This is a genomic window from Streptomyces sp. NPDC017943 (assembly GCF_044328425.1).
Classification (GTDB): domain Bacteria; phylum Actinomycetota; class Actinomycetes; order Streptomycetales; family Streptomycetaceae; genus Streptomyces; species Streptomyces djakartensis_A.
On record NZ_JBIRHH010000002.1, the window covers coordinates 451576 to 476002 of the forward strand.

General features: G+C 73.6%; 27 protein-coding genes. 14 read left to right on the top strand and 13 right to left on the bottom strand.

The annotated features are described in order from the left end of the window. The first annotated feature begins 6 nt into the window (after positions 1-6). Positions 7-1203, top strand: a complete 1197-nt coding sequence (locus tag ACH4C6_RS06875) for a glycoside hydrolase family 64 protein (protein WP_398107453.1) — start codon at positions 7-9, stop codon at positions 1201-1203. Between the two features lie 103 nt (positions 1204-1306). Further along, entirely contained in the window at positions 1307-2428 is a 1122-nt protein-coding gene (locus ACH4C6_RS06880; RefSeq protein ID WP_398107454.1) for a PP2C family protein-serine/threonine phosphatase, read from the top strand. A 103-nt stretch (positions 2429-2531) separates the two neighbouring features. Here the strand turns inward: ACH4C6_RS06880 and ACH4C6_RS06885 are convergent, their stop codons facing one another. Then, complete coding sequence (locus tag ACH4C6_RS06885) at positions 2532-2768, bottom strand: chaplin (RefSeq protein ID WP_398107455.1); 237 nt, start codon at positions 2766-2768, stop codon at positions 2532-2534. Positions 2769-2971: 203 nt separating this feature from the next. Here ACH4C6_RS06885 and ACH4C6_RS06890 point away from each other — a divergent pair, with 203 nt between their 5' ends. Further along, on the top strand, positions 2972-3178 hold the full coding sequence (locus ACH4C6_RS06890) for a hypothetical protein (RefSeq protein WP_398107456.1): 207 nt from the start codon (positions 2972-2974) through the stop codon (positions 3176-3178). Between the two features lie 130 nt (positions 3179-3308). Here ACH4C6_RS06890 and ACH4C6_RS06895 read toward each other — a convergent pair whose 3' ends face one another. The 4 genes from ACH4C6_RS06895 to ACH4C6_RS06910 form a co-directional block, all read right to left on the bottom strand. Next, complete coding sequence (locus ACH4C6_RS06895) at positions 3309-3800, bottom strand: DUF5709 domain-containing protein (protein WP_398107932.1); 492 nt, start codon at positions 3798-3800, stop codon at positions 3309-3311. A 139-nt stretch (positions 3801-3939) separates the two neighbouring features. Further along, on the bottom strand, positions 3940-5430 hold the full coding sequence (locus tag ACH4C6_RS06900) for a hypothetical protein (RefSeq protein WP_398107457.1): 1491 nt from the start codon (positions 5428-5430) through the stop codon (positions 3940-3942). Between the two features lie 154 nt (positions 5431-5584). Further along, entirely contained in the window at positions 5585-7939 is a 2355-nt protein-coding gene (locus tag ACH4C6_RS06905; RefSeq protein WP_398107458.1) for a glycoside hydrolase family 65 protein, read from the bottom strand. Continuing rightward, a complete protein-coding gene (locus tag ACH4C6_RS06910) occupies positions 7936-8676 on the bottom strand; it encodes an HAD family hydrolase (RefSeq protein WP_398107459.1) in 741 nt (246 codons plus the stop codon). The genes ACH4C6_RS06905 and ACH4C6_RS06910 overlap by 4 nt, the downstream gene beginning before the upstream one ends. A gap of 112 nt (positions 8677-8788) precedes the next feature. Between ACH4C6_RS06910 and ACH4C6_RS06915 the strand changes: the two genes are divergently transcribed. Next, positions 8789-9445: a nucleoside/nucleotide kinase family protein gene (locus ACH4C6_RS06915; RefSeq protein WP_398107460.1), complete on the top strand. Its 657-nt coding sequence runs from the start codon at positions 8789-8791 to the stop codon at positions 9443-9445. Between the two features lie 67 nt (positions 9446-9512). Further along, positions 9513-10004, top strand: a complete 492-nt coding sequence (locus ACH4C6_RS06920; protein ID WP_398107461.1) for a GNAT family N-acetyltransferase — start codon at positions 9513-9515, stop codon at positions 10002-10004. 112 nt (positions 10005-10116) lie between these two features. Here the strand turns inward: ACH4C6_RS06920 and ACH4C6_RS06925 are convergent, their stop codons facing one another. Both ACH4C6_RS06925 and ACH4C6_RS06930 read right to left on the bottom strand, forming a co-directional pair. After that, on the bottom strand, positions 10117-10518 hold the full coding sequence (locus ACH4C6_RS06925; protein ID WP_398107462.1) for a DUF3662 domain-containing protein: 402 nt from the start codon (positions 10516-10518) through the stop codon (positions 10117-10119). Positions 10519-10567: 49 nt separating this feature from the next. Continuing rightward, the gene (locus ACH4C6_RS06930) at positions 10568-10729 is read right to left on the bottom strand and encodes a hypothetical protein (protein ID WP_398107463.1); all 162 of its coding nucleotides are present in this window, start codon (positions 10727-10729) and stop codon (positions 10568-10570) included. A 158-nt stretch (positions 10730-10887) separates the two neighbouring features. On the opposite strand from ACH4C6_RS06930, the gene ACH4C6_RS06935 reads away from it, so the two are divergent. The 5 genes from ACH4C6_RS06935 (at position 10888) to ACH4C6_RS06955 (ending at position 15553) form a co-directional block, all read left to right on the top strand. Continuing rightward, positions 10888-11805 (top strand): MurR/RpiR family transcriptional regulator, encoded by a 918-nt coding sequence (locus tag ACH4C6_RS06935; RefSeq protein WP_398107464.1) that lies wholly within the window; start codon positions 10888-10890, stop codon positions 11803-11805. 266 nt (positions 11806-12071) lie between these two features. Next, the gene (locus ACH4C6_RS06940) at positions 12072-12449 is read left to right on the top strand and encodes a hypothetical protein (protein WP_398107465.1); all 378 of its coding nucleotides are present in this window, start codon (positions 12072-12074) and stop codon (positions 12447-12449) included. A 43-nt stretch (positions 12450-12492) separates the two neighbouring features. Next, on the top strand, positions 12493-12912 hold the full coding sequence (locus ACH4C6_RS06945; RefSeq protein ID WP_398107466.1) for an antibiotic biosynthesis monooxygenase: 420 nt from the start codon (positions 12493-12495) through the stop codon (positions 12910-12912). Positions 12913-12915: 3 nt separating this feature from the next. Continuing rightward, positions 12916-13059, top strand: coding sequence for a hypothetical protein (locus ACH4C6_RS06950; protein WP_398107467.1), 144 nt, complete (start codon positions 12916-12918; stop codon positions 13057-13059). 106 nt (positions 13060-13165) lie between these two features. Then, positions 13166-15553, top strand: coding sequence for a SpoIIE family protein phosphatase (locus ACH4C6_RS06955; RefSeq protein ID WP_398107468.1), 2388 nt, complete (start codon positions 13166-13168; stop codon positions 15551-15553). Between the two features lie 387 nt (positions 15554-15940). Here ACH4C6_RS06955 and ACH4C6_RS06960 read toward each other — a convergent pair whose 3' ends face one another. Then, entirely contained in the window at positions 15941-16429 is a 489-nt protein-coding gene (locus ACH4C6_RS06960; protein WP_398107469.1) for a flavin reductase family protein, read from the bottom strand. A gap of 48 nt (positions 16430-16477) precedes the next feature. Next, complete coding sequence (locus ACH4C6_RS06965; protein WP_398107470.1) at positions 16478-17191, bottom strand: peptidoglycan-binding protein; 714 nt, start codon at positions 17189-17191, stop codon at positions 16478-16480. Between the two features lie 203 nt (positions 17192-17394). Here ACH4C6_RS06965 and ACH4C6_RS06970 point away from each other — a divergent pair, with 203 nt between their 5' ends. Further along, entirely contained in the window at positions 17395-18150 is a 756-nt protein-coding gene (locus ACH4C6_RS06970; protein ID WP_398107471.1) for a TetR family transcriptional regulator, read from the top strand. Between the two features lie 174 nt (positions 18151-18324). Beyond that, on the top strand, positions 18325-18738 hold the full coding sequence (locus tag ACH4C6_RS06975; RefSeq protein ID WP_398107472.1) for a Zn-ribbon domain-containing OB-fold protein: 414 nt from the start codon (positions 18325-18327) through the stop codon (positions 18736-18738). 39 nt (positions 18739-18777) lie between these two features. On the opposite strand, the gene ACH4C6_RS06980 is transcribed toward ACH4C6_RS06975, so the two are convergent. After that, positions 18778-19158 carry a PPOX class F420-dependent oxidoreductase gene (locus tag ACH4C6_RS06980; RefSeq protein ID WP_398107473.1) on the bottom strand — a complete coding sequence of 127 codons (381 nt, stop codon included), beginning with the start codon at positions 19156-19158 and terminating at the stop codon, positions 18778-18780. A gap of 43 nt (positions 19159-19201) precedes the next feature. After that, positions 19202-20380 (bottom strand): MalY/PatB family protein, encoded by a 1179-nt coding sequence (locus tag ACH4C6_RS06985; protein WP_398107474.1) that lies wholly within the window; start codon positions 20378-20380, stop codon positions 19202-19204. Between the two features lie 198 nt (positions 20381-20578). Between ACH4C6_RS06985 and ACH4C6_RS06990 the strand changes: the two genes are divergently transcribed. After that, positions 20579-21934, top strand: coding sequence for a S1 family peptidase (locus ACH4C6_RS06990; protein WP_398107475.1), 1356 nt, complete (start codon positions 20579-20581; stop codon positions 21932-21934). Positions 21935-22040: 106 nt separating this feature from the next. On the opposite strand, the gene ACH4C6_RS06995 is transcribed toward ACH4C6_RS06990, so the two are convergent. Together ACH4C6_RS06995 and ACH4C6_RS07000 are read right to left on the bottom strand one after the other, a co-directional pair. Then, positions 22041-22226 carry a hypothetical protein gene (locus ACH4C6_RS06995; protein WP_398107476.1) on the bottom strand — a complete coding sequence of 62 codons (186 nt, stop codon included), beginning with the start codon at positions 22224-22226 and terminating at the stop codon, positions 22041-22043. A gap of 162 nt (positions 22227-22388) precedes the next feature. Then, positions 22389-23084, bottom strand: a complete 696-nt coding sequence (locus ACH4C6_RS07000) for a L,D-transpeptidase family protein (RefSeq protein ID WP_398107933.1) — start codon at positions 23082-23084, stop codon at positions 22389-22391. A gap of 250 nt (positions 23085-23334) precedes the next feature. Between ACH4C6_RS07000 and ACH4C6_RS07005 the strand changes: the two genes are divergently transcribed. Then, a complete protein-coding gene (locus ACH4C6_RS07005; protein ID WP_398107477.1) occupies positions 23335-24417 on the top strand; it encodes a glycosyltransferase family 2 protein in 1083 nt (360 codons plus the stop codon). Positions 24418-24427 lie beyond the last annotated feature (10 nt).

The following is a 24427-nucleotide window of genomic DNA, read 5'->3' on the forward strand; positions in this document are numbered from 1 at the left end:
CCCCACATGACTCCTCGTCACCAGCGTCCCCTCAGCCGCCGCAAGCTCCTCGCCGGACTGGGCGGTGCCGCCGTCGCCGTCCCCGCCGCCGCCGCGCTGGCCCCCCACGCCCTCGCGGACAACGCCCCGCGCTCCCCCCGGGCCGCGGGCGCTCTCCCCCTCACCCTGGTCAACGACAGCGGCTCGTTCGGCAACGCCGACGTCCACGTCTACGTCGTGGGCAACGCCGACGGCCGTCAGGTGCGGCTCACACCCGACGGCACCCTGGCCCCCGTCGCCCTGGCCGACAACGGCCCCGACGGCTTCACCGACTACGCGATCGGCCTGGCCGGCAGCGGCGAGACCCGGCTGTCCCTGCCCTACATGTCGGGCCGCATCTACGTGTCGCTGGGCGCCAGGCTCAAGTTCAAGGTCGTCACGGACGGAGCGGGCAACCCGGCCCTGCAGTACCCGGCCGGCTGGGTGTCCTCGGACCCCAACTACCCCGTGCTGCACGACTGCGCGGAGTTCACCCACAACGCGTCGGGCATGTTCTGCAACACGACCATGGTCGACATGTTCAGCGTGCCGCTGAGCATCCGGCTGACCGGTGCCCGGGACCAGACGACGGGCACGCTGCGCGACGGCGGCCGGGCCGCGGCGTTCGACGCCGTGCGCCGGGTCCCGGAGTTCGAGCGGCTCGTGGTGGACGACACGCGCATCATCGCGCCCGGCCACGGGCTGGACGCCGGGCTGTTCCCCAAGGACTACCTCGCTCCGTACATCGACGAGGTGTGGAGCACGTACACCGGCCGCGACCTGAAGGTGACCACCGACGCGGGCACGTTCACGGGCCGCGTCCGCGGCGGGCGCTTCTCCTTCACCGGCCCCGCGGAGGTCTCCTTCGGCAAGCCGTCCACCCGTGACGTCCTGTTCTGCGACGGCGCCCTCGCCGCGCCCAACGACGGGACGACCGGTCCGGTGGCGGCGATCCTGGGCGCCGGGTTCAACCGGTCCACCCTGCTCGCCTCCGCCGCGCAGCCGACGACCGACCCGGCGGCCTTCTACGGGACCGGCCTGACCAACCACTACGCCAAGGCCATGCACGCGGCCGCCCGGGACGGCCGCGCCTACGGTTTCGCCTTCGACGACGTGGCGGACTTCGCCTCGTACATACAGGACACCGCGCCCACCGGCCTCCGGCTGACGCTCACGCCCTTCTAGGGCCCGTCGCCCGGACCGTCCGGGCGTCGCCGGGCCCGGCACGTCCGCCGCCGGGTGGGGGGCCCGGCGTGCGGCGGGCGGTCCGGCGTTGCAGCGTGGTGGTGTGAGCGGAGCTCGTGTCCGGCTGCCGCCGCGCCGGGAGCGGGACGGGGACCGGCGCGGCTGGCTGCGCGGCGCCCCGCCGCCCCTGTGGGCGCGGGTGCTGCCGTCGGCGCTGCTGGTCGGGGTGTGCGTGGCGGAACTGGTCAGTCCCGAGCCGCTCGACATCGGCTTCCTGCTGGGCGCCATCCCCCCGCTGGCCGTCCTGGCGCACGGACCGCTGCTGACGGCGGTGCTGGGGACGCTGGCGGTACTGGTGCTGGCCACACCGATCTTCGAGCTCAACGATCCCGGAAACACCGATCTGCTGACGGTGTGCTTCGTCTCGCTGCTGAGCGTGCTGCTGTCGTTCGTCCGCAGCAGACGCGACGCCCAGCTGGTCACCGAGCGGACCGTCGCCGAGGCCGCACAGCGGGCCGTGGCGCCGCCGCTGCCGGAGCGGGTCGGGCCGGTGCGCTGCGCCGGGCTGTACCGGGCCGCGCAGCGCGGCACGCTCGTCGGGGGCGACTTCTTCGACGTGCGGGCGGGCCCGTACGGCGTGCGGGCGGTCATGGGGGACGTGCAGGGGCACGGCCTGTCGGCCGTCGCCACGGTGGCCTCACTGCTGGGCGCCTTCCGCGAGGCCGTGCTGGACCAGCCGGACCCGGGGGCCGTCGCCGCGCGGCTGGACCGGAGGCTGACGGTGGACTCCGCGCACGACCCGAACGCCGAACTGTTCGCCACGGCGCTCCTGCTCGACTTCTCCGCCGACGCACGGACGGTGCACGTCGTGGCGTGCGGGCAGGCCGGGCCGCTGCTGCTGCGCGACGGCGGGGCCCGGGAGCTGGACGTCGAGCCGGGCACCCCTCTCGGTCTGGGACTGGCGGGGGCCGCCCCGCCCGAGGTGGTCACCGTGCGGCTGCACCCCGGGGACCGGCTGTTCCTGGCCTCGGACGGGGTGTCGGAGGCCCGGGACGCCTCCGGGACCTTCTATCCGCTGGCCGAGCGGCTGCCGGTCCTGGCCCGGGAGGACCCGTCGGCCCTGGCCGAGCACGTGTGGTCCGACCTGCTGCGGCACTGCCCGGACGTGCAGGACGACGTCACGATGCTGGTGCTGGCGCCCGAGCCGGAGGCGCCGGAGCGGTGAGACCGGCCCGGCCGCGCCGCCCGCCCGTGCCGGGACACGAAGCGGCCGGCGGCGGCCCGCGGGATCGCGCGGGCCGCCGCCGGCAAGCCGTACGGCCGGGACGTCAGTCCTTGATCTCGCAGACGTTGCCGAACGCCGGGTTGAGCAGGCCGATCACGTTGATCGAGTTGCCGCAGACGTTGGCGTTGATGTCGATCGGGATCTGGACGACGTTGCCGGAGAGAACGCCGGGGCTGTCGGTGGCGATCCCGACGGGGCCCGAGTCGGCGCTCGCCGTACCGGCGAAGGCCAGCAGGGCGGCGCAGGCCAGGCCGGCCGCGGCGGTCACACGTGTGCGCATGGAAAAGCTCCTGTCAGTCGCAGGGACACGTGACTCCACCGTCACCCGGCGTAGCGCGGCGCGACATTCATGGGGGTCCGAACGGGGTGCGCGGGCCCGTCACGCCCTCTCCGGATGCACGCGGCGCTCCGGCGGGCAATGGTGAGAGCGGACCCTTTTCAGCACCGGGGCCATCAGCGAGCCGGACCCTAGGAGCAGAAGCCATGTCGACCTCACAGCCCGCCGCGAGCCAGTCCCCCGAGGACCGTTGCACCCCGGACCGTCTGCTGCACGCCCGCACCGGCACGGATGTGTCGGCGGAGGACCTCGTCCTCGCCTCGGGCAAGGACCTCACCCCGCACACCATCGAATGGGCCGAGCGCAAGCTGGCGGAGGAAGGGCCGGCAGCCATGGAGAAGCTGCTTCCCTAGCCGCGCGCCCGCACCGAGGAGGCCACCGTCCGGAATGCTCCGGGTCGGTGGCCTCCTCGGTGCGGGGAGGGCGGCGGCGTCGGCGGTCTCGCCCCGAGCAGGTGCGGGCCGCGCGTCACCGGCGCGCGCGTCACACCCTGCCGTCGTCCTCGGGCAGGGCGGTGTCGTCCTCCACGACGTGCATGGCGGCCTCCTCGGCCCCGGCCGCTCCGCCGTCGATGCCGAGGTCGGAGGCGACGGCGTCCTTCTCGGTGTCCTCGTGGGCCCCCTCGTCCGGGGCGACCAGACGGCCGGCGCGGTCGGTGCCCGCCTCGGGGTCCACCGGTTCGCCGTCGCTGTCGGGGCTGTCGCCCACTCCGTCGCCCACCGGCTCGGCGGACACGTCCGGGACCTCCTGGGACAGCCGCTCGTCCAGCGTCTCGCCCTCGTGCTGCTCGGCCGCGGTGACGCCGGGCTTGGTGACGCCCAGGGGCTTCTCCGGCGGGGAGTAGCCCTCCTCGAGCATGTCGTCGTAGGTGCGCTCGTCGAGGGCGTCCTGCATGTCCAGCGGCGAGGCGTCCTCCTGCTCCTCGTTGGTCCCGGTGGGCTGGTACGCGTCGTCCGCCATCTGTTCGGAGTCCATCCGTTCCGTGCCCATCACTTGCCTCCCTGTCGCGCCCTGCGCGACGTGTCCGATCGGGTCTGCTCGTTCCGCGTTTCCCGTTCCGCGGGCTCTAACCTCGGCGGATGCCCGGCCCCGGCCGCTGAGCACCCGCCGGTGCTCAGCGGCCGGCGTTGCGCCCCGGGCCGGGCGCGAGGCGGACGTCCAGGTCCGCGACGCGGTGCACCGGCCAGTCGCGGGCGTAGCGGGGCGCGGTGCCGCCCGCCGGTGCGAGGTAGGCGACCGGGACGCGGTCCGCCGTGCGCAGGACGCCCGCGGCGGTCATGTTCTCGTTGTTGCCGGACGTCACACCCGAGGAGCACCCGGTGTAGTAGCCGATCGGGATGGACTCGTGGCCGGTGAGCAGGCACGGCGGCCGGACGCCGAGGCGGTGCAGGGCGTCGGCGGTGCGGTCCCAGTCGACGCGGTTGGCGGTGTTGCGGGCGACGGCTCCGTGCAGCACGGCGAGCTGCACCGCGAGGTGCCCGGCCAGGCCGAGTGCGACCACGGTGGCGGCGACCGGCCGCCATGTCCTGCGCGGCGTCCTGACCAGGTACCACAGGCCGTCGGCCACGGGGATCGCGAGCAGGGCGTAGGCGGGCTGGAGGAAGCGGGGCGCAGCGTAGCCGATCATGAACAGGTACGGCAGGGCCGCCGTGGCGGCGCAGGCCAGCGGGACCAGGGTCCGTTCCAGGCGCCGGGCGCGGCCCGCGACGACCAGGCCGAGACCGGCCAGGACCGGCAGCGTGAACCACCAGGCGACGACCACCGGCTCGGGCATCGGCCCGGTGCAGGGGCGGCACAGGGCCCGGCCGCCCAGGCTGCGCAGCTGGTCGTCGACGGCGATCTGCCAGCCCAGCCCGCCCTGGATGCGCGACGCCTGGGCGAGCCGCTCCCCCAGGCCGCCGAAGCCGGCGTACGCCTCGATCACCCAGGGGACCGCGCCCGCCGCCAGTCCCGCGGCCAGCGGCAGCAACAGGCGCCGGTGGCGGACCAGGGCGAGGACCAGCAGGGGCACGCTCACCCAGACCGCGTCGGTGGGCCGCATCCACGCCATGAGCGCGGCACCGGCGGCGACGCCCCACAGCGCCCGGGGGGAACGGCCCGCCCGGGCCCGCAGGAAGCAGCCCACGGCGGCCAGGGCCCCGAGGGCGACCCAGTAGTTGGGCATGGCCTGCGGTCCGTAGAAGACGGTCACCCACAGGGACGCGAAGAGGGCGCCCGCGGTCACCAGGACCCGCGTCGGGAACAGGCCCCGCCAGCAGCGCAGGGCGAGGTAGAGGCCCAGGCCCGACAGCAGGGCCAGGTAGACGCGCAGCAGCGGGACGGACGGGGACCAGGACGCCACCGGCGCGACCAGCAGCGGGACGCCGCGGGAGCGAGGGGCGCTGAAGAAGGCCGCGGGGTGGTGCGAGGTGACCTGGCTGACGTAGACGATCTCGTCCCAGCCGAGGCCCAGCACGGGGCGGACGAGGGCGAGCTGGGCGAGGGTGAAGACCACGGCGAGCAGGGCGAGCGGCCGGTCCACGCGGCGCGGGCCGCGCGCACCGGAGGGTCCTGCCTGTTCACGTCGTCGCCCGCGGACGAGGAGGGCGTTCGCGCCGTCGGTCATCGTCCACCCCTTCCCCCGCACGCCGACGGGCCGCCCGCGGCCCCCGGCCCGCCCGGGGCCGAGAGCCGAATGATCATCAGTACGGCCAACGTAACCCGAACGACGGGGGGACGAGGGGTGGAATACGGCCGAATGTCCGACCCGGCCGGAGCCGTCAGCGGGCGTTCGGGGCGCGGTGCGGGGGCTGCACGGGCGCCGGGCGGTGGGTGGGGGCGGGAACGGCCCGCTCGGCGGGGGCGTCCTCGCTCACCGTCAGCTCGGTGCCGTGGTGGTGGATCGTCAGCGGTGGGCCGGAGTGCAGGGTGTACGTGGCCCGGTCGCCGGTCAGCTCCACCCGCAGGCACCGGCCGAGGAACTGGACGGTGAAGGCGAGCCTGCTGTACCGCTCGGGCAGGCGCGGCGAGAACCGCAGGGTGCCGTCGGTGCAGCGCATGCCCCCGAAACCCGCCACGAGTGCGAGCCAGGTGCCGGCCAGCGAGGCGATGTGCAGTCCGTCGCGGGTGTTGTGCTCCAGGTCGCCGAGGTCCATCAGCGCGGCCTCGGTGGTGTACGCGCGGGCCAGCTCCAGGTGCCCGGTCCTGGCGGCCATGACGGCCTGCACGCAGGCGGACAGCGAGGAGTCCCGTACGGTCAGCGGCTCGTAGTAGGCGAAGTTGCGGGCCATCTGCTCCTCGTCGGCGAACTCCTCGAAGAAGCTGTCGCAGGTGTACATGGCCAGGACGAGGTCGGCCTGTTTGACGACCTGCTTGCGGTACAGGTCGAAGTAGGGGAAGTGCAGCATCAGCGGGTACTGGTCCGGCCGGGTGCCGGCGAAGTCCCAGCGCTGGTACCGGGTGAAGCCGGCGTGCTGCTCGTGCACGCCGAGCTCCTCGTTGTACGGGACGTGCACGGCCTCGGCGGCGTCCCGCCAGGCCGCCCGCTCCTCCTCGTCGGCGCCGAGCTGCTCCGCCCGGTCGGGGTGGCGTTTGCAGGCGTCGGCCGCGGCCAGCAGGTTCGCCCGGGCCATGAGGTTGGTGTACGTGTTGTCGTCGGCGATGGCGCTGTACTCGTCGGGCCCGGTCACGCCGTCGATGTGGAACACGCCCCGGTCGTCGTGGTGGCCGAGGGAGCGCCACAGGCGGGCGGTCTCCACGAGCAGTTCGACGCCCACCTCGCGCTCGAAGGTCTCGTCACCGGTGGCGGCGACGTAACGGACGACGGCGTCCGCGATGTCGGCGCCGACGTGGAAGGCGGCCGTACCGGCGGGCCAGTACGCCGAGCCCTCCGAGCCCTCGATGGTGCGCCAGGGGAACGCGGCGCCGCGCAGCCCGAGTTGGGCCGCGCGCTCCCGGGCGGCCGGCAGCGTCTCCAGGCGCCAGCGCAGGGCCTCGGCCGCGGACCGGGGTGCGGTGCAGGTCAGCAGCGGCAGCACGAACGCCTCGGTGTCCCAGAAGGCGTGGCCGTCGTAGCCGGAGCCGGTGAGGCCCTTGGCGGGAATGGCCCGCTGCTCGGCGCGGGCACCGGCCTGCAGGACGTGGAAGAGCGCGAAGCGGACGGCCTGCTGGATCTCCTCGTCGCCGTCGACCTCGACGTCGGCCCGGGCCCAGAAGTCGTCGAGGTAGGCCCGCTGGTCCTCCAGCAGGCCCTGCCAGCCGCTGTGCGCGGCCGCCGCCAGGGCCGCCTCCACCTGGTCGCTCATCGCGGGCCGGGACCGGGCGCCCGACCAGCCGTGCGCCACCAGCTTCTCCACGCGCAGCCGCTCCCCCGGCTCCAGCACGGAGGTGACGGTCAGCCGTGCGACGTCCACGTTGCTCTCGCCGGCGGTGGTGGTGCGTTCCGGGCCGGTGACCGTGTGGTCCGCGGCCACGGCGACGCGCAGGCCGCTGCGGCGGGTGCGGTGCACCAGCCGCAGCCGGTTCCCGGAGGCGTGGTCCTCCTCGGCCTCCAGGGGCGACTTCAGGGCCTTGGCCGCGCGCGGGTCGCCGTCCGGGCCGGGCAGGCTCTCGTTGGCGACCAGCTCCGACTGGACGACCACCCGGGTGCGGCGGTCGACGGGCTCCACCTCGTAGGCCACGGCGGCGATCGCCCGCTGCGTGAGCGAGACCAGCCGGGTGGAGCGCACGCGGACGGTGGAGCCCGCCGGGGAGGTCCACTCGCAGACCCGTTCCAGTACGCCCCGGCGCAGGTCGAGGGTCCGCTCGTGGGTGACGAGCCGCCCGTAGCGCAGGTCGAACGGCTCGTCGTCGACCAGGAGGCGCAGCACCTTGCCGTTGGTGACGTTGATGACGGTCTGGCCCGACTCCGGGTAGCCGTAGCCCGCCTCGGCGTAGGGCAGGGGGTGCAGCTCGTGGACGCCGTTGAGGTAGGAGCCCGGCAGACCGTGCGGTTCGCCCTCGTCGAGGTTGCCGCGCCAGCCGATGTGCCCGTTGGACAGGGCGAACACGGACTCGCTCTGCGCCAGCAGGTCGAGGTCGAGTTCCGTCTCGCGCACGGCCCAGGGTTCGACGCCGTACGCCCGCTGGGTGATCACTGCTCGCCTCCCAGTTCGCCGAGGTCCCGCACCACGACGTCGGCGCCGTGCGCGTACAGGGCGTCGGCCTGCCCGACACGGTCGACCCCGACGACGTAGCCGAAGCGCCCTGCACGGCCGGCGTCCATGCCGGCCAGGGCGTCCTCGAAGACCGCCGCCGCGGACGGCTCGACGCCGAGGTCCCGGGCGGCGGCCAGGAACGTGTCGGGGCGGGGTTTGCCGGGCAGGTCGCGCTCGGCGGCGACCACGCCGTCGATGCGCACGTCGAAGTAGTGCTCGGCGCCGATCGAGCGCAGCACGTCGCGGCAGTTGGCGCTGGAGGACACGATCGCGGTGCGCAGCCCCTGGGCGCGGACCCCGTCCAGGTAGCGCAGGGTGCCGTCGTACGCCTGCACGCCGTCCGTGCGGATCTTCTCCAGGACGAGGTCGTTCTTGCGGTTGCCGAGGCCGTGCACCGTCCGCGCGCCGGGCGGGTCGTCCGGGTCGCCGTCGGGCAGTTCGATGCCGCGCGAGGCGAGGAAGGTGCGCACGCCGTCGGCGCGAGGCCGGCCGTCGACGTACTCGTCGTAGTCGCTCGCCGCGTCGAACGGCCGGAAGTCCTCGCCGTCGCGTTCGCGCAGGAAGGCGTCGAACATCTCCTTCCAGGCGGCCGCGTGCACGACGGCCGTCCTGGTGACGACCCCGTCGAGGTCGAACAGGCAGGCGTGGATGTGTCCGGGGAGACCGAGCTGCGTCATAGGGGACCCGTTCCCCGTAGCGGGCCGGTCCAGTGAGTGGCGCACGCCACACCCCTCCCGGGCGGGCGGGCGGCAGGGCGGGGGGCCGCGTCCGGGTGACACACTCTCCCTCGTGCCGCTCACCTTCGACGATCTGGTCCACCGTGCCCGAGCCCTCCCCCGAGGCGGCCGGCGCGCGATCCTCGGTGTCGCCGGCAGCCCCGGCGCGGGCAAGTCGACGCTCGCCGCGTCACTGGTGCGGGAGCTGAACGGGGCGGGCGAGCCCTGGGTGGCGCACGTCCCCATGGACGGCTTCCACCTCGCGGACGCCGAACTGGAGCGCCTGGGGCTGCGGGACCGCAAGGGCGCTCCGGAGACGTTCGACGCCGCCGGTTACGCGGCGCTGCTGCGGCGGCTGCGCGACGACGACCCGGCGGAGACCGTGTACGCGCCCGGCTTCGAACGCGTGCTGGAGCAGCCGCTGGCGGGGGTGATCCCGGTTCCTCCCGCGGTCCGGCTGGTCGTCACCGAGGGCAACTACCTTCTGCTGGACCGCGGTTCCTGGTCCCGCGTCCGCCTCCTGCTCGACGAGGTGTGGTTCTGCGAGGTGCCGGAGCGGGAGCGTCTGCGCCGGCTGATCGCCCGGCACGAGGAGTTCGGCAAGAGCCACGAGGAGGCGGTGTCGTGGGTCCACCGCTCGGATCAGCGCAACGCCGAACTGGTCGCCGGGAGCCGGGACTTGGCGGACCTGGTGGTGCCGGAGCCGGCCCTGCCGCGGCCGGCGGGCTGACGCTCGACCGGGCCGGAACCCGGGGCCGGGGTGCGCGCGCCGGGCGCTTCGGGGCAGGATCGACCGCATGATCAGGTCCGCAACCGTCGACGACGTCCCCGAGATCCGGACGATGATCCGCGAACTCGCCGCCTACGAGAAGGCCGTGGAGCAGGCCCGGTGCACCGAGGAGCAGGTGCACGCGGCGCTCTTCGGCGAGCATCCCGCCGCCTTCGCGCTGATCGCCGAGGACGACACGGGCGCCACCGTGGGCTACGCCCTGTGGTTCCCGCGCTTCTCCACCTGGACGGGCAGGCGCGGCATGCACCTGGAGGACCTGTACGTGCGGCCCGGGGCCCGGGGCGGCGGCCACGGCAAGGCCCTGCTCGCGCATCTCGCCGCCCTCTGCCGGCGCCACGGCTACGACCGGTTCGAGTGGTGGGTCCTGGACTGGAACGAGCCGGCGATCGGCTTCTACCGGTCGATCGGCGCGCAGGTGATGGACGAGTGGAAGGTGTGCCGCCTCAGCGGGGACGCCCTGGCCCGGCTCGCGACCCAGGCACCCGCCGGCGACGTCTGACGGCGGCCGCCACGACGGGGCGGCCGCCGGACACGTCTCCGGCGGCCGCCCCGTGGTTCGCGACGGTCCCTCGGTCACGGCCGGTCGTCGTCGAGGGACCCGCCGGGCTCCGTCAGTGCGCCGCCCGGGAGAAGCCGTCGGCGCTCACGTGGGGCATCACCCTGCCGGCCACTCGGAAGCGGCCGTTGGGGACGTCGGGGCACCTCGCCACGTGGACGGTCAGCGGTCCGGCCCATGCGTAGCCGCGGCGTTCGGCGTGCCGGGACAGGCTGTCGGTGAGGGCCTGCCCCACCTCGGTGCCGCTGCGCCCGAGGTGCTCGTGCACCTCGTCGGGCAGTTCCACGTCGTAGGCGTTGGGGACCATCACCCGGCCCTTGCCGCACACCACGGCGTTGTCGTCGCACTCGCGCCGCAGGGCGTCGACGACCTCGACGGGCTCCTTGTCGAGGAGGCGTGCCCACAGCGCCTCCCATCGGTTCTCGAGAGTCTGCTCCAGCGCGCTCAGGGCGCCCATGCGTTGCTCACCTGCCGGGAAGTCGTCGGTGCGGCCGCGGGGGCCGGGCTCACTTCTCGTCGAAGTCGTCGGGGCGTACGTGGGCCTCCTCCAGCGCCTCGCGCATGGTGCGGCCGGTCGCGCCCTGCTCCTTCGCGGCGTCCTCGTCGTGCTGCTGCAGGACCTCGTCCGTGGTGTGGGTCTTGGGCCGGCTTTCCTCGGGGGTGCTCATGGGGGTGTCTCCTCTCAGGATCTGCTGCGGCGGCGGGTTCCCGCCCCGGCCCCGGGTATCCCAGCTCGCGGCAGATCATGTGCACCCGCGAAGAACCCCTGGTCACCACGGTGGGTGAGCTATGTTGAACGTCCGTGGGGAACGAAGGAGGCGTACCGGTGCCATCGCCGCAGCAGGCACGCGCACAGGCATCCGCCATCACCTCGGGGAAGGCCGCCCCGGAGACGGAGGTCTCCCCGTCCTCCCGGCTGCGCACGCTCTTCGACCGGCCCCGGCTGTCCCCGGGGCAGCGGCGGATCGCCCAGTACCTGATCGAGCACATCACCGAGGCGGCGTTCCTGTCGATCACGGACCTCGCCGACCGGGTCGGGGTGAGCCAGCCGTCGGTGACGCGGTTCGCCTCGGCGGTCGGCTTCAGCGGCTATCCGGCGCTGCGCGAGAGGCTCCAGTCGATCGCGCTCGGCACGCTCGCGGGCGGGCCGGCGGAGGAGAACCGGGGCAACGAGCTGCAGGCGGCGGTCGACGCCGAGATCGAGAACCTGGAGAACCTGCGGCGGGACTTCGCGGACCCGGCCCGGGTCATCGACGTCGGCCGCAAGCTGTCGTCGTCCACTCCGCTCACGGTCCTGGGCCTGCGCATCTCCGGTTCGCTCGCCGAGTACTTCGCCTACGCCGCGCGCCGCATCCACCCGGACGTCCGGCTGGTGACCCGGGGCGGCAGCGTCGCCTACGACGCCCTGCTCCAGTCGCGTGAGGCGGGCGGCACCTGGGTGCTGGCCTTCTCCATGCCGCGTCACGCCCAGGAGACCCTGACGGCGATCCGGGTGGCGCGCGGCGCCGGGCTCAAGGTCGCCCTGATCACCGACCTGGCGCTCGGGCCGCTCGCGGACGAGGCGGACGCCGCCTTCGCCCTGGGGACGGGCTCGCGCCTGGTGTTCGACTCCTACGCCGCCCCGGGCGTGATGTGCTCGGCGCTGCTCCAGGCCATGACGGACGCCGACCCCGAGCGCACGCAGGCCCGGCTGGAGGAGTACGAGCAGGTCGCCGACCAGCACCAGTTCTTTCTCAAGGACTGACCGCACGCACGGACACCGGCGTGCGCACCGGGACCTTCCGCAACAAAGCGCGCATGAATGTTTTCATGCTTCTTGCAAACCGGAAGGCATATATAAATACTGCTCACGGATCGCGACCCGGCCCTGTCCGGATCGGTTCCGCACCCGAGGAGCCGGGTCCTACCCACTCCGGCCTCGCGGGTGTCCGTGGGCGGCCCCGGTCATCCCCTAGGTCGGGGCCGCCCCGACCCGTCGTCCACCCTCACGACGCCGCACACCCGGAAGCGATGATCATGTCCATGACGTCCACGCGCATCAGCCCGGACTGGCCCTGCCAGGTCAAGACCCCCGGGAGTTTCGACTGGGAGCGCTCGGCGGCCAAGTGGCTGCGCGAACTGGTACCCACCCGCTACGCGGGCTACCCCGTGTTCATCCGTCACCCCGTCCTCCTCGCCCGGCACGCCCAGATCCAGGTCCAGCACGAGATCCGCGTCGCCCGCACCGCGCTGCAGACCGCCCGCGCCGACCTGCCCGGCCTCGGCCTGCACGAGGGCGTCATCGAGCACACGATCAAGCTGTACGCGGCCGAGGTCATGCAGTTGCAGCACATCGCCCGCAGCGTCCGCGCGGTCACCCGGGCGCTCAGCGAGTCCGGCCGCCACTGACCCGGGGCGCATGACCCGCTCCCCGCGTGGCACCCGGTGAGGGATGAGCACCACCGAAGCACGCCGGGCCGAACCGGTGACCACGGTGCTGACCTGGCAGGTGCGTCCCGGCCGGGAGCGGCAGTTCGAGGAGTGGACGCACGGCATCACCCGCTGCGCCCGGCGCTTCCCCGGCAACGAGGGCGTCTCCTGGCTCACGCCGGAGGACGGCCACCGCTACCACGCGGTGCTGCGCTGGTCGGACCGGCACCGGCTCGCCGCCTGGCTGGAGTCGGAGGAGCGCGCGCACTGGCACCGGCAGATCCACGACATCGCCGTCGAGATCAGCAGCGAGCGCCAGTCGACCACCGGCCTGGAGACCTGGTTCAGCCTGCCGGGCACGACCGTGCAGGCCCCGCCCCGGTGGAAGATGGTCCTCACCACCTTCCTCGGTGCCTATCCCTTCGTCCTGCTCGTCCAGTAGCTGGTGACCCCGTCGACCGCCGGCTGGCCGCTGCCGCTGCGGGCCGTCGTCTTCCCGCTGGTGCTGCTGCCCGTACTGACCTATCTGGTGATGCCCGGCCTCAGCCGGGTGCTGCGCCAGTGGCTCTATCCCCGCGACGGGCGCTGAACCGCCCGGCACGTGTCGGGGCGGCCGGGGGAACGCATGTGAAGAGGGTGCGTCACCTGCCCACAAGGCGCTCTTCCGATCCGCCAGGGTGTGCAATGCTCGACGCGTGACGAGCGAGCCCGTGACACCGGCACAGCCGGGTGCCGCACCGGACCTGGTCGAGCTGGCCAGGATCGTCGCCCGGCAGCGCGCCGAACTGGACCGGCTGCGCGACCAGGCGGCTGTTTCCGCTGTCGTCGAACGGGCCAAGGGCGCGGTCATGGCGCTGACCGGCTGTACCGCCGACGCGGCGAGCGAACAGCTGCGCCGCAGGGCCAAGGACGCGCGCCGCACCCTGCTGGAGGAGTGCTGGATCACGCTCGGTGCGCTCGGCCCGGCAGCACCCCCACCGGCCGCGGCGGACGCCCGCGGCAGCCGTGACGCGGCCGGCCCGGACATCCCCGGCCCCGGGCAGGACGCCGTCCCGGACGACCTCGCCGACTCCCTGGCCCGCCTCGGCCAGGCCCTCGTTCGGGTGATGACGCCGCAGGACCTCGCCCGGTGCCTGCTGGAGCACCTCGCACCCGACATGGCGGCGGACGCGGTACTGGTCTACCGCCGCCGGGCGGACGGCGGCCTGCGGCTGATCGGGCACGCGGGAGTCGACGACCGGCTGGCCGACCAGTGGCGCCAGGTGCCGCCGCTGAGCGGAGTGGCGGCGCTGGACGCCCTGCGGGCGGGCGAGCCGCGCTGGCTGGAGGACTTCGACACCGACGCCAAGCGGTACCTGCTGATAGGGGACCCTCCCGAGCGGTGGCGCTCGCGCGCCTGGCTCCCCCTGTCCGGGACGGGTCCGGCCGAGGTCTGCATCGGGGTGCTGCGCACCCGTGCCGGTGAGTTCACCGCCCGGGACCGCGCGCACCTGAGGGGCGTCACGGGGTTGTGCACGGGCCGGCTGCGTGCCTTCGACGCCCCGCCCGAGCGTTCCGCCGACCCGGGCACGGACGCCGTGCAGGCCCTCTTCGAGGCGCTGCCGCTCTCGGCGATGCTGCTCACTCCGCTGCGGACCACATCGGGCGACGTCGAGGACTTCCTGATCGAGGCCGCGACCACGCAGGCCGGCGACCTGCTGGGCCGCACCGGCGAAGTGGCGGCCGGGCGGCGGCTGCTCGAACTGCGCCCGGCGATGCCGGCGGAGCCGCTGTGGCAGGGCTGCCTGCGGGTACTGGCCACCGGTCAGGAGTACGAGAGCGACCCCTTCGCCCACGAGGAGGTCGTGGCAGGCATCGCGGCCCTGTTCATCTACACGGTCCGGGTCGCCCCGCTCGGCGACACCCTGGTCGTCTCCTGGATCCGCCACGGCTCCTCCGACCGGCAGGAGCAGCGCCTGGCCGACCTCCAGCGCCTGGGCAATCTCGGCTGGGCGAACTGGAGCCTGCACGCTCCGGAGGTCTCCTGGTCCACCCAGGTGTTCGCGCTGCTCGACCGGGACCCGGCGCACGGGCCGGTGCCGCTGATCGACGTGCCGGAGCTGGCCCTGCCGGAGGACGCACCCGCGCTGACCCGCGCCGTCGCCGACCTCGTCCAGCAAGGGCAGTCCGTCGACGTGCCGTTCCGGATCCGGACCACCCACGGCATCCGCCATCTCCGGCTCACCGCCGAGGCCGTGTGCGACCGGCACGGCACGCCCGTCGAGGTGCACGGGTTCGTGCAGGACATGACGGCCCGGCGGCGGGCCGAACTGGCCCTGGTCGAGAGCGAGCGGGCCATCCTCACCCAGCACGACGTGCTGCGGGCCGAGCGGACCCTGGCCTCCCGGCTCCAGCACGCCCTGCTGCCGATGGCCAACCGGCCGGTGCACCTGGCCGGGCTGCGGGTCGAGGTCGCCTACCTGCCCGCCCAGTCGGGTGTGCACGTCGGCGGTGACTGGTTCAGCGCCATCGAACTGCCCGACGGGGACGCCCTGCTGGTCGTCGGCGACGTCGCGGGGCACGGGGTCGACGCCGTCGCCACGATGGCCCAGCTGCGGTTCACCGCCAAGGGCATGGTCATCACGGGCTCGTCCCTGACCGGTGCGCTGGCCCGGCTGAACACGCTGCTGCTGCACTCGCGCGACACGTACGCCACCGCCACGATGGTCCTCGCCCGCTACAACCCCCGCGACCGCCGGCTGATCTGGGCGCAGGCCGGGCACCCGCCGCCCCTGCTGCTGCGGGACGGTGAGCCGCGGTACCTGGACCGCCCGCGCGGCATGCTCATCGGGGCGTCCACCACCCCGGTCTTCGAGGAGGCGGAGTGCCGTCTCGAACCGGGTGACCGGCTCATCCTGTTCACCGACGGGCTGGTCGAGCACCCGCCGGAGAGCATCGACCGAGGGCTGGAGCGCCTCGGGGAGGCCGTGGCCGCGCCGCACACCGACCGGCCCGGGTCGCTGGGGCCGCTGCTCGCGCGGATGCTGCCGGACGAGCGCAGGGACGACGTCTGCGTCGTGGACGTCCGGGTGCCGGAGGTGTGAGGGTAAGCAGGCGGGCAGGCGCGGCCGGCGCCATATGGGCACGGCCGTGCGGGCAGGGCGCTGCGGCGCGGGTGACCCGACGGCGGCTCAGGAGTCGCCGCGGTGCCGCCAGTACCACCACAGGCCGACGAGCAGGGCCAGCAGGAACAGTGTGGGCAGCACCAGTCCGGGGATGCGGGAGCCGTTCATGGGCGGGGCCTTCGGGTCGCGGCGGACTCCGGCGGGGGGCGCCGGCGGGGCGGGGCGGCGCCGAGCCGTCCGCGACGGGCCGGTGTGGCAGGTGCTGGTGCTCGTGGAGTCGCCCCGGGCCAGGGTGACGCATCGCGGCGCTGCCGTACCGCCGCTTTTGCCTTCCGTTGCCGGGGGTTCGAGCAGCGGGACGCGTCGTCAGTCGACCGGGTGACCCGGTGCTATGTCGAGGGCGTCGGACAGGCGCAGCAGGGGGCTGTCCGGACGGGTCCGGCCGCCCCACTCGACCGGGGCGAGGACGAAGCCGACGTGGTCGCCGCCGCCGACCCGCGTCACGATCCGGCCGACGAACCAGCCCGGCGCGTCCTCGAGGACGAGCGCCCCGCCGTGCGCCTCGCGCAGCGCGACCCCGCGGAACTTGTCGGTGTCGTCACCGGTCTGCCCGCCGAACCGCTCGGCGAGGGCGTGCTGTTCCCGGGTGAGCTGGTGCACGGCGAGCACGTCGGCGTTGCGGGCGACCCGGAGGGTGTGGTTCAGCTCGGAGAGCCACACGGCGAAACGCACCGGCCGCATCGAGCACTGCGAGGCGAACCCGACCAGGCAGCCCGCCCGTTCACCGGCCGCGGCGGCCGTGACCACGTACATGTCGGGGTTCAAACGGTCGATGAACGCGTCCATGCCCGTCATGTTCGCATCGGCCTCGTCCTCGGGCGGACGCGGGGCGGCCCGGCGGCGTCAGCTCGTGACGGGAGCCGTCCGGGACTCCAGAGCGGCCCGGGTGTCGTTGCCGTAGACGCCCGTCTCGTCGCCCCGGATCCCGTACCAGAGCTGGAAGCGGGCCACGGCGGCGGTCAGGACCTGGTCGTAGCGGCCGCTGGTGGAGCCGTCACGGTAGACGTCCGGGATGCCGAGCAGGCGCTGCTGGAGCTCGGTCACCTCGGGACCGCTGGCTCCCTCCCGCAGCGTTCCAGGACCGTCGGGATCGGAGCGGGGGACGGACGGCGTGGGCGCGGGGGTGGGAGCCGCGGCGGGGGCGGACGCGGGCGGCCGGGGCGCGGGGGCCGCGGTGCCGCCGCCGTGGTCCCCGTGGACCAGCAGCGCCCCCGCGAAGCCGGCCCCCGCCGCGGCGAGGACGGCCACGGCGACGGTGGTGCGGCGCCGTGCGGTCGCCGCACGGCCGCGGGAGTCCGAGCCGGTGGCGGGCGTGGTGCCGCGCCCGCGGTCCCGCCCGACGAGGCCGCCGACGGGCGGGAGTTCCCGCGTCTCGTCCTCGGAGCCGGGCTGCGGGGCCGGCAGGGCGCGGGGCTCCGGGGCGGGTTCCCGGCCCGTCTCCCGGTGGAACTCGCGCATCAGTTCCGCCAGGGCGTCGGTGCGCCGGGGCCGCAGGACGCGGATGGGTTCCAGGACCGGGCCGTCGTGCGGCGGCCGGGGCTCGGACGGTGCCGGCACTCCGCTCTCCTTCCGTCCGGGCCGGGGCGGCTGGCACCCGGGCCGTGGATCGTCCTGCCCCTGGATACGCGACCGCCGCGCCGCCTGTTCATCCCGCGGGCCCGGCCGCGGTGCACCGGAACCTCACCCGAGGCGCGGCTGCGGGGGCCCGGCTCGCGGCACCGAGTGCCATATGAGGTCGTACGGGTGCTACGTTGCAGATCATGAGCTCCGGGAAAGCCGAGACGGGGGCCGGCCGGCCGCCCATGCGGGACGCGCTGGTGGCGGCGGCCTTCCAGCTGTTCCTCGAGCGGGGGTACGAGCAGACCACGGTCGACGACATCGTTGCCCTCGCCGGCGTCGGTCGCCGCTCGTTCTTCCGCTACTTCCCGTCCAAGGAGGACGTGGTCTTCCCGGACCACGAGCGCTGCCTGGCCGACATGACGGCGTTCCTCGAGAACGGCTCCGGCGACGAGGAGCCGGTGGGGCGGGTCTGCGACGCGGCCCGGCTGGTGCTGCGGATGTACGCCGAGAACCCCACGTTCTCCGTCCAGCGCTACCGCCTCACCAAGCAGGTGCCGGGGCTGCGTGCCTACGAGTTGTCGGTGGTGTGGCGCTACGAGCAGGCGCTCGCCGCCTACCTGCGGCGCCGCTTCGCGGCCCGCCGGGAGGGCACCCTCCGGGCCGACGTGATCGCCGCGGCCGTGGTCGCCGCGCACAACAACGCCCTGCGGTCCTGGCTGCGTTCGGACGGACGGGGCGAGGCGGACGCCGCGGTGGACCACGCGCTCGCCTACGTCCGGTCGACGTTCGGCGGCACCCCGGCGCAGGCGGCTCCCGCCCCGGCCACCTCACCGCCCTCGCTCACGTCCCCCGCGGCCGGCGAACGGCCCGACGACGTGGTCGTCGTGGTGTCCCGTCGTGGAACGCCCCTGTGGCGGGTGGTGCAGCAACTCGAATCGGCCCTCGGCCGGACCTGAGGATCCCCCGCAGGACCCACGAGCCGCATTCCGGATCGAGGGTACGGAGTGCCTTTACGAGTGGCACTGAGTGCCATACTCTGTGCTGCGTGCACGGTGGCACGGCGAACCGGGCACACGTGTGCGCGGGCGACCCCGCACACGCATTCCGGGCGAGTGCAGGGAGTTGACAGCGTGTACCACCACTCAGGAAGCGTCGCTCAGCAGACGGCCGGCTCCGCGACGGGCCTGCTCGACCCCCAGGGCAGGGACAGGGACGCCCTCCATTTCCAGCGCTGCACCTGGTGCGGCACGGCCATGTACCACCGGCTGCTGTGCCCGGTCTGCCGGGGCAGCGACCTGCGCACCGAGCGCGCCGAGGGCACCGGCACGGTCCGCCACTCCACGGTGGTGCACCGCAACACGCCCGCGGCCCGCAACGTGTCCATGGTCGAGATGGCCGAGGGCTTCGTCGTGCGGGGCCGGGTCATGGGACCGCCCATCGGCATCCACAGCGGGGACCGGGTGCGCCTGTCCACCGCCAAGGACCCGGTCCGGGGTGAGCCGGTCTTCCAGCTGCTGGACGAGCCCTACCGGGCCTGGACCTGACGGTCCGTCAACTCCCGTCCTGAGCAGCAGCGTCGACTCTCACAGGGTGACGCGGATGCCCACCGTGCCGTCGGTGCCCCGCCGCAGGCGGCTGCCCAGCAGGGTCAGCCGGCCCATGAGGCCGTACTTGCGGGCGATCAGCTTCCGGTAGCGGGCGGTGGTGGCCGCGTCGGCGATCTCGGCGGTGGCGGGCACCTGATCGCCCGTGGGGTTGCCGCGCAGATCGCACGGGCCGACCAGGATGCCGGCGCGGTTGCGGATGCGCTTGACCTTCCAGGAGTCGGCGGCCGTCCAGACGCCCAGCGCGTCCCCGTCGCGCACCACCCAGACCGGGGTGGCGACCGGTGTGCCGTTCTTGCGGTAGCTCGTGATCAGCACGTACTTGCCCGAGCCCAGCCGGTCCAGCGCCCTGTCGTCCATGACGGGCAGTCTACGAGCGTGTCCTCCGTGCCGCAGGTACCCGTCAGCGGGCCGCCGTCGCCATCCTGCGGACGGCCTCCGTGATCACCTGCGCCGAGGCCGCCAGGTTGAAGCGGGCGTGCCCGGCCCCGCCGGTGCCGAAGGGCACCCCCGAGGTGAGGGCGACGCGGCCGCGGCGCAGGAAGACCTCCGCCGGGTCGTCGCCCAGGCCGAGTGCCCGGCAGTCGAGCCAGGCCAGGTAGGTGGCCTCCGGCGGGCGGTGACGCACCTGGGGCAGGTGCTCGGCCAGCAGTCCGGCGAGCAGGCGCCGGTTGTGGTCGAGCCCGGTCAGCAGTGCGTCGAGCCAGGCGGTGCCGTCGCGCAGGGCGGCGGTGTGGGCGAGGATGCCGACGTGGCTGGGGCCGTGCCCGACCTCCTCCGGCATCCGGGCCAGGTCGCCGGCGGCCCCGGGCCCCGCGATCGCGAGGGCGGCCTTGAGCCCGGCGAGGTGCCACGCCTTCGAGGCCGACATGAGCGACAGTCCGCGCTCGGCGCCCGGCACGCTCAGATACGGCACGAACGGGGTGTCCCCGAGAACCAGAGGGGCGTGGATCTCGTCGGCGACGACGCGCACGCCGTACCGCTCGGCGAGCTGCGCCACGGCGGACAGTTCGTCCTTCGTGTGCACGGTGCCGGTCGGATTGTGGGGGCTGCACAGGAGGTAGGCGGCCCGCCGCCCCGCCCCGACGGCCCGCCGGAAGCTCTCCCGAAGGGCGTCCGGGTCGAGCCGGCCGTCCGGCCCGAGCGGGGCTTCGACGACCCGCCGGTCCAGGTGGGAGACGAAGTGGAAGAAGGGCGGGTACACCGGCGGGTTCACGACCACGGCGTCCCCGGGGCCGGTGACCAGTTTGAGCATCTCGACGACGCCCAGCATCACGTCGGGCACGATCGCGGTGCGTTCCACGGCGAGCCCGTCCCAGTCCCAGCGCTTGGCGGCGAAGGCGGCCAGCGCCTCGGCGTAGCCGGTACCGGCGGGGTAGCCGGTGTCCCCCAGTTCCATCGCGCGGGTCACCGCCCGTACCACCGCCTCGGCCGGCGGGACGTCCATCTCGGCCACCCACACCGGCAGCACGTCCTCCGGGTAGGCGCGCCACTTCGTGCTGGTGCGGAGCCTGAGCCGGTCGAGCGTGAGGATCTCCAGGGGGTTCGGTTCACCGGACGACTCGCGCGGGGTCCTGGTCATGTCCCCACCCTAGGGGCCGTACGACCGCCGGGCAGCGCGGGAACGGGCCGTGCCGGGGAGGGCGAGCCCTTTCCGGTCTCGAAGAGATCACCTGCGCGGTGAACGCGGCGCGGGCGCGCGCCGTATGGGTGGAGGGCGTTCAACTCCGGGAACGGCCTGCGGTGTTCGCACCGTGATGTTCGGGTTCGGGAGCCATGCATGAGGCACGCACGACGACGGGTCGTCCGGCGAGTGACACGACTGGCGGCCGTCGGCGGACTCCTCCTGGGAGGAGCGATGGTCACGAGCGCCGTGGCGAGCGAGCCGCCGGCCGCGGTCATCGGCGTCCCGTACGCGGCTCCCCCATCCACCGGGGACGGCACCGGCCTCGCGGCCCGGCTCGGGGCCTCGCGCACGGGGGGCAGCTGGGTCGACGCGGCCGGGCGGCCGGTCGTCGCCGTCACCGACGAGAAGGCGGCCGCCGAAGTCGAACGGGCCGGGGCGCGGGCGAAGGTGGTCCGCCACAGCCTGGACGACCTCACGTCGGCGACGGCCACGCTGCGTTCGGCGCCCCGGGTGCCCGGTACGTCCTGGGCGCTGGACTACAAGCGCAACGAGGTCGTCGTGCGGGGCGACAGCACCGTCACGGCCGCCGCCTGGGCCCGGCTGACGAAGGTCGCGGACGGCATCGGCGGCTTCGTGCGCATGGAGCGCACCGAGGGCACCTTCACCACGCGGCTCAACGGGGCGCAGCCCATCCTGTCCACGGCGGGGCGCTGTTCGGCCGGGTTCAACGTGACCGACGGCACCAGTGACTACATCCTGACGGCCGGGCACTGCGGGCCCGACGGTTCGCTCTGGTTCGCCGACGACCGCGGCCGCCGGCAGGTCGGCACCTCGCTCAGGGGCAGCTTCCCGGGCGACGACTACTCCCTGGTGAAGTACGACGGCGGCCGCGCGGGCAAGGGCGCGGACGTGGTGGCGGTGGGCGACGGCAAGGGCGTGCGCATCACGGGTGTCGCCGATCCGGAGGTCGGGCAGAGGGTGTTCCGCAGCGGCAGCACCAGCGGGCTGCGGCAGGGGGAGGTGACCGCGCTGAACGCCACGGTCAACTACCCCGAGGGCACGGTCACCGGGCTCATCGAGACGGACGTGTGCGCCGAACCGGGCGACAGCGGCGGCCCGATGTTCGCGGACGGCATCGCGCTCGGGGTGACCTCGGGCGGCAGCGGGGACTGCACCGCGGGAGGCACGACGTTCTTCCAGCCGGTGACGAAGGCGCTGACCGAGCTCGGCGTCAAGCTGATCGTCGCCGAACAGGCCGGCGGCGCCGGTGCCGCTCCGGCACCCTCGGCGTCCTCGGCCTCCCCGGGCGCCGCCTCCCCCGGCACCTCGGCGCCGATCACCGGTGAGACGGTGTCGACGCTGCTGGGCCGGCTCACGGACCCGCGCAACGTCGGCCCCGGTCTGCTGGTGATCGCGGGCAGCCTCGTCGCCCTGGTGGCGACGCGGTTCATCCGGGCGGAACAGGACCGCAAGGCCTACCGGCGGCACTACTCGGCGACTTGGGGCTGAGGGACCGCGGACATGCGAAAGGGCACCCATCGGATCAAGGGTGCCCTCGGCCGAGGAGCCGGTGCGGCCGGTGATGACCGGCGCGTCAACGGGGACCGGGTGGCGGTCAGGCCGCCGGCGCCGACTGCGGGGCCGCTGCGGCCCACTCCAGGACGAGCCGCTGGTACTGCTCGCGCTGCTCGACGCTCAGTGTCCCGCCCGACCGGCGCCACAGGGCCCGGATCTCCTCGTTGACCTCGTCAGCCGATCGCTCGGATGATGATTCAACAGTGGTGGACATGCTGTGAAGCATACGTCGCCCGACGTGAAGACGATGTGAGTAATCCCCAGCCAAATGGACATTCCAGACAGTGGCACTGATCACGTCCATCTCCCGGTAAACGTGAGGCTGTTCACATCATCCGCCTGCGACTACCCCTTCGCCGACCGGGAGTTCACCGCGAATCGCCGGTGATCAGGTGCCCGGCTTGCGGCCGTAGACGTAGACGTCGTCGCCCTTCTTCAGCAGCGACCAGTACTTCTTGGCATCCGTCTTGGTCATGTTGACGCAGCCGTGCGAGCCCGGCGGGTTCCACATGCTGACGCCGACCGAGTGGAAGGCCTGGCCGCCGTCGAAGAACTGCGAGTAGGGCATCGGCACGTGGTAGATCGACGAGACGTGGTCGATGTTGCGCCAGTAGATCTTCTTCAGGCCGGTGCGAGTCTCGTAGCCGTCACGACCGGTGCGCACCGGAACGGGGCCGTAGACCAGCTTCTTGCCGTCCTGGATCCAGCTCAGCTGGAGCGTGAGGTTCACGCAGGCGATGCGGCCCTTGTTCACCGGGCACTTGCCGTCCTTGTTGGGGTTCGTCCCGACGGCCTTCTGCTTCTGCATCAGGTCCATCACACCCCAGGTGACGGGACCGGCGTAGCCGGCGTTCGGGGAGATGCCGTGCTTGGTCTGGAAGGCCTGGATGGCCTTGCAGTCGGTGGTGGACTGCTTCCCGTCGACCGGCCGGCCGAGGAACTTCTCCACCTGCTTCTGGTACGGGCCGGCCTGTGTCGTGCAGCTCGCGGCCTGCGCCGGTGCGGCGCCGAGCGCGAGCGTGAGCGGCGCCACCAGTCCGGTGATCCCGAGTGCGACGGCACCCCGTCTGCGTACGTCCCCCATGAGCGAGTCCTGCCCTTTCGCGGAAGTGGTCACATGGTTGCGATCCCTGCCACCTAGACGGGCGGACGGGCGGTTCGGTTGTACGGCGGGGGGCGCTGGAACCGATCGGTGACATTTCACACGGACCCGAGACGGTGTACACGCGAAGTGGACGAGTGCAGCGACTCTCGTAAGTTGCACATATACGCTTACAACGTAAGGTTACGGACATAGGGCAGCACGATCCCGGTATCACCGTCCGGAGCACGCCATGAACGAGACGTCCGCACAAGAAGTTCGCCGGGTGGTCGTGCTCGTGCCGGCCTACCGCGAGGTGGACACCCTCCCGGGGGTGCTCCGGGCGCTGGACCGGCAGACGCACCGCGCCGACCGGGTCGTGGTGACGCTCGACCCGCACCGCGACCCCGGGCGGACCGTGCGGCTGGAGCGGATCGCCCGCGCCGCCGGGGCCGAGGTCTGGCACTCGGTGGACAACCGCCACAAGAAGGCCGGCAACCTCAACGGCGCCCTCGACCGGCTGCTGCCCCGGCTCTGCGACGAGGACGCCGTCCTCGTCCAGGACGCGGACCCCTGCCTCGACCCCCACTTCATCGAGGTGACCCGCCGGAAGATGGCCCAGGGCTACGGCGCCGTCGGCGGGAACTTCCGGGGCCGGAGCGGCGGCCGGCTGTGCGGGGCCTTCCAGCGCAACGAGTACGCCCGGTACGCGCGGGACACCGCCCGCAAGCACGGCCGGGTGCTGTGCCTGACGGGCACGGCGTGCCTGTTCCGGGCCGGTGCCCTGAAAGACGTCCTGGCAGCCCGCAGGTCGGGCCGGCTGCCCGCCGCCGACGGGGTCTACGACACCAAGGCCCTCACGGAGGACAACGAACTGACCCTGGCGCTCAGACACCTGCGTCACCGCATCGTGGCACCGTCCCGCGCCACCATGACGACCGAGGTCATGGAGACGTGGAGCTCCCTCGCCAGGCAGCGGCTGCGCTGGAAGCGGGGCGCGCTGGAGAACCTGATCGACTACGGCCTCACCCGCTACACCACGGAAGGCTGGGCCCGCCAGCTCGTCGCCTTCCTCGGGGCGTCCGTGTCGACCGCCTACGTGGGGTCCGTGATCTGGTTCCTGGCCACCGGCGCCGGCATACGCATCGCCCCCTTCTGGATCGCCTTCACCGGCTTCTACGCCGTCGAGCGGGCCGTCACCGTCAGCTCCCGGGGCTGGCGGGCGGCCCTCGCCTCGATGCTGGTCGTGCCCGAGTGGTGCTACGACCTGTTCCTCCAGGGGGTCCACATCCGTGCGCTCGCGGACACCGCGCTGCGCAGGGACCGCAGTTGGTGAATCGAGAAGG

Excerpts from the sequence above, each read along its gene's own strand:
- ACH4C6_RS06875 (WP_398107453.1), top strand. The coding sequence starts at position 7 with ATGACTCCTCGTCACCAGCGTCCCCTCAGCCGCCGCAAGCTCCTCGCC.
- ACH4C6_RS06885 (WP_398107455.1), bottom strand. The coding sequence starts at position 2,768 with ATGCGCACACGTGTGACCGCCGCGGCCGGCCTGGCCTGCGCCGCCCTG.
- ACH4C6_RS06890 (WP_398107456.1), top strand. The coding sequence starts at position 2,972 with ATGTCGACCTCACAGCCCGCCGCGAGCCAGTCCCCCGAGGACCGTTGC.
- ACH4C6_RS06895 (WP_398107932.1), bottom strand. The coding sequence starts at position 3,800 with ATGGACTCCGAACAGATGGCGGACGACGCGTACCAGCCCACCGGGACC.
- ACH4C6_RS06900 (WP_398107457.1), bottom strand. The coding sequence starts at position 5,430 with ATGACCGACGGCGCGAACGCCCTCCTCGTCCGCGGGCGACGACGTGAA.
- ACH4C6_RS06910 (WP_398107459.1), bottom strand. The coding sequence starts at position 8,676 with ATGACGCAGCTCGGTCTCCCCGGACACATCCACGCCTGCCTGTTCGAC.
- ACH4C6_RS06920 (WP_398107461.1), top strand. The coding sequence starts at position 9,513 with ATGATCAGGTCCGCAACCGTCGACGACGTCCCCGAGATCCGGACGATG.
- ACH4C6_RS06925 (WP_398107462.1), bottom strand. The coding sequence starts at position 10,518 with ATGGGCGCCCTGAGCGCGCTGGAGCAGACTCTCGAGAACCGATGGGAG.
- ACH4C6_RS06930 (WP_398107463.1), bottom strand. The coding sequence starts at position 10,729 with ATGAGCACCCCCGAGGAAAGCCGGCCCAAGACCCACACCACGGACGAG.
- ACH4C6_RS06940 (WP_398107465.1), top strand. The coding sequence starts at position 12,072 with ATGATCATGTCCATGACGTCCACGCGCATCAGCCCGGACTGGCCCTGC.
- ACH4C6_RS06945 (WP_398107466.1), top strand. The coding sequence starts at position 12,493 with ATGAGCACCACCGAAGCACGCCGGGCCGAACCGGTGACCACGGTGCTG.
- ACH4C6_RS06960 (WP_398107469.1), bottom strand. The coding sequence starts at position 16,429 with ATGACGGGCATGGACGCGTTCATCGACCGTTTGAACCCCGACATGTAC.
- ACH4C6_RS06970 (WP_398107471.1), top strand. The coding sequence starts at position 17,395 with ATGAGCTCCGGGAAAGCCGAGACGGGGGCCGGCCGGCCGCCCATGCGG.
- ACH4C6_RS06980 (WP_398107473.1), bottom strand. The coding sequence starts at position 19,158 with ATGGACGACAGGGCGCTGGACCGGCTGGGCTCGGGCAAGTACGTGCTG.
- ACH4C6_RS06985 (WP_398107474.1), bottom strand. The coding sequence starts at position 20,380 with ATGACCAGGACCCCGCGCGAGTCGTCCGGTGAACCGAACCCCCTGGAG.
- ACH4C6_RS06990 (WP_398107475.1), top strand. The coding sequence starts at position 20,579 with ATGAGGCACGCACGACGACGGGTCGTCCGGCGAGTGACACGACTGGCG.
- ACH4C6_RS06995 (WP_398107476.1), bottom strand. The coding sequence starts at position 22,226 with ATGCTTCACAGCATGTCCACCACTGTTGAATCATCATCCGAGCGATCG.
- ACH4C6_RS07000 (WP_398107933.1), bottom strand. The coding sequence starts at position 23,084 with ATGGGGGACGTACGCAGACGGGGTGCCGTCGCACTCGGGATCACCGGA.
- ACH4C6_RS07005 (WP_398107477.1), top strand. The coding sequence starts at position 23,335 with ATGAACGAGACGTCCGCACAAGAAGTTCGCCGGGTGGTCGTGCTCGTG.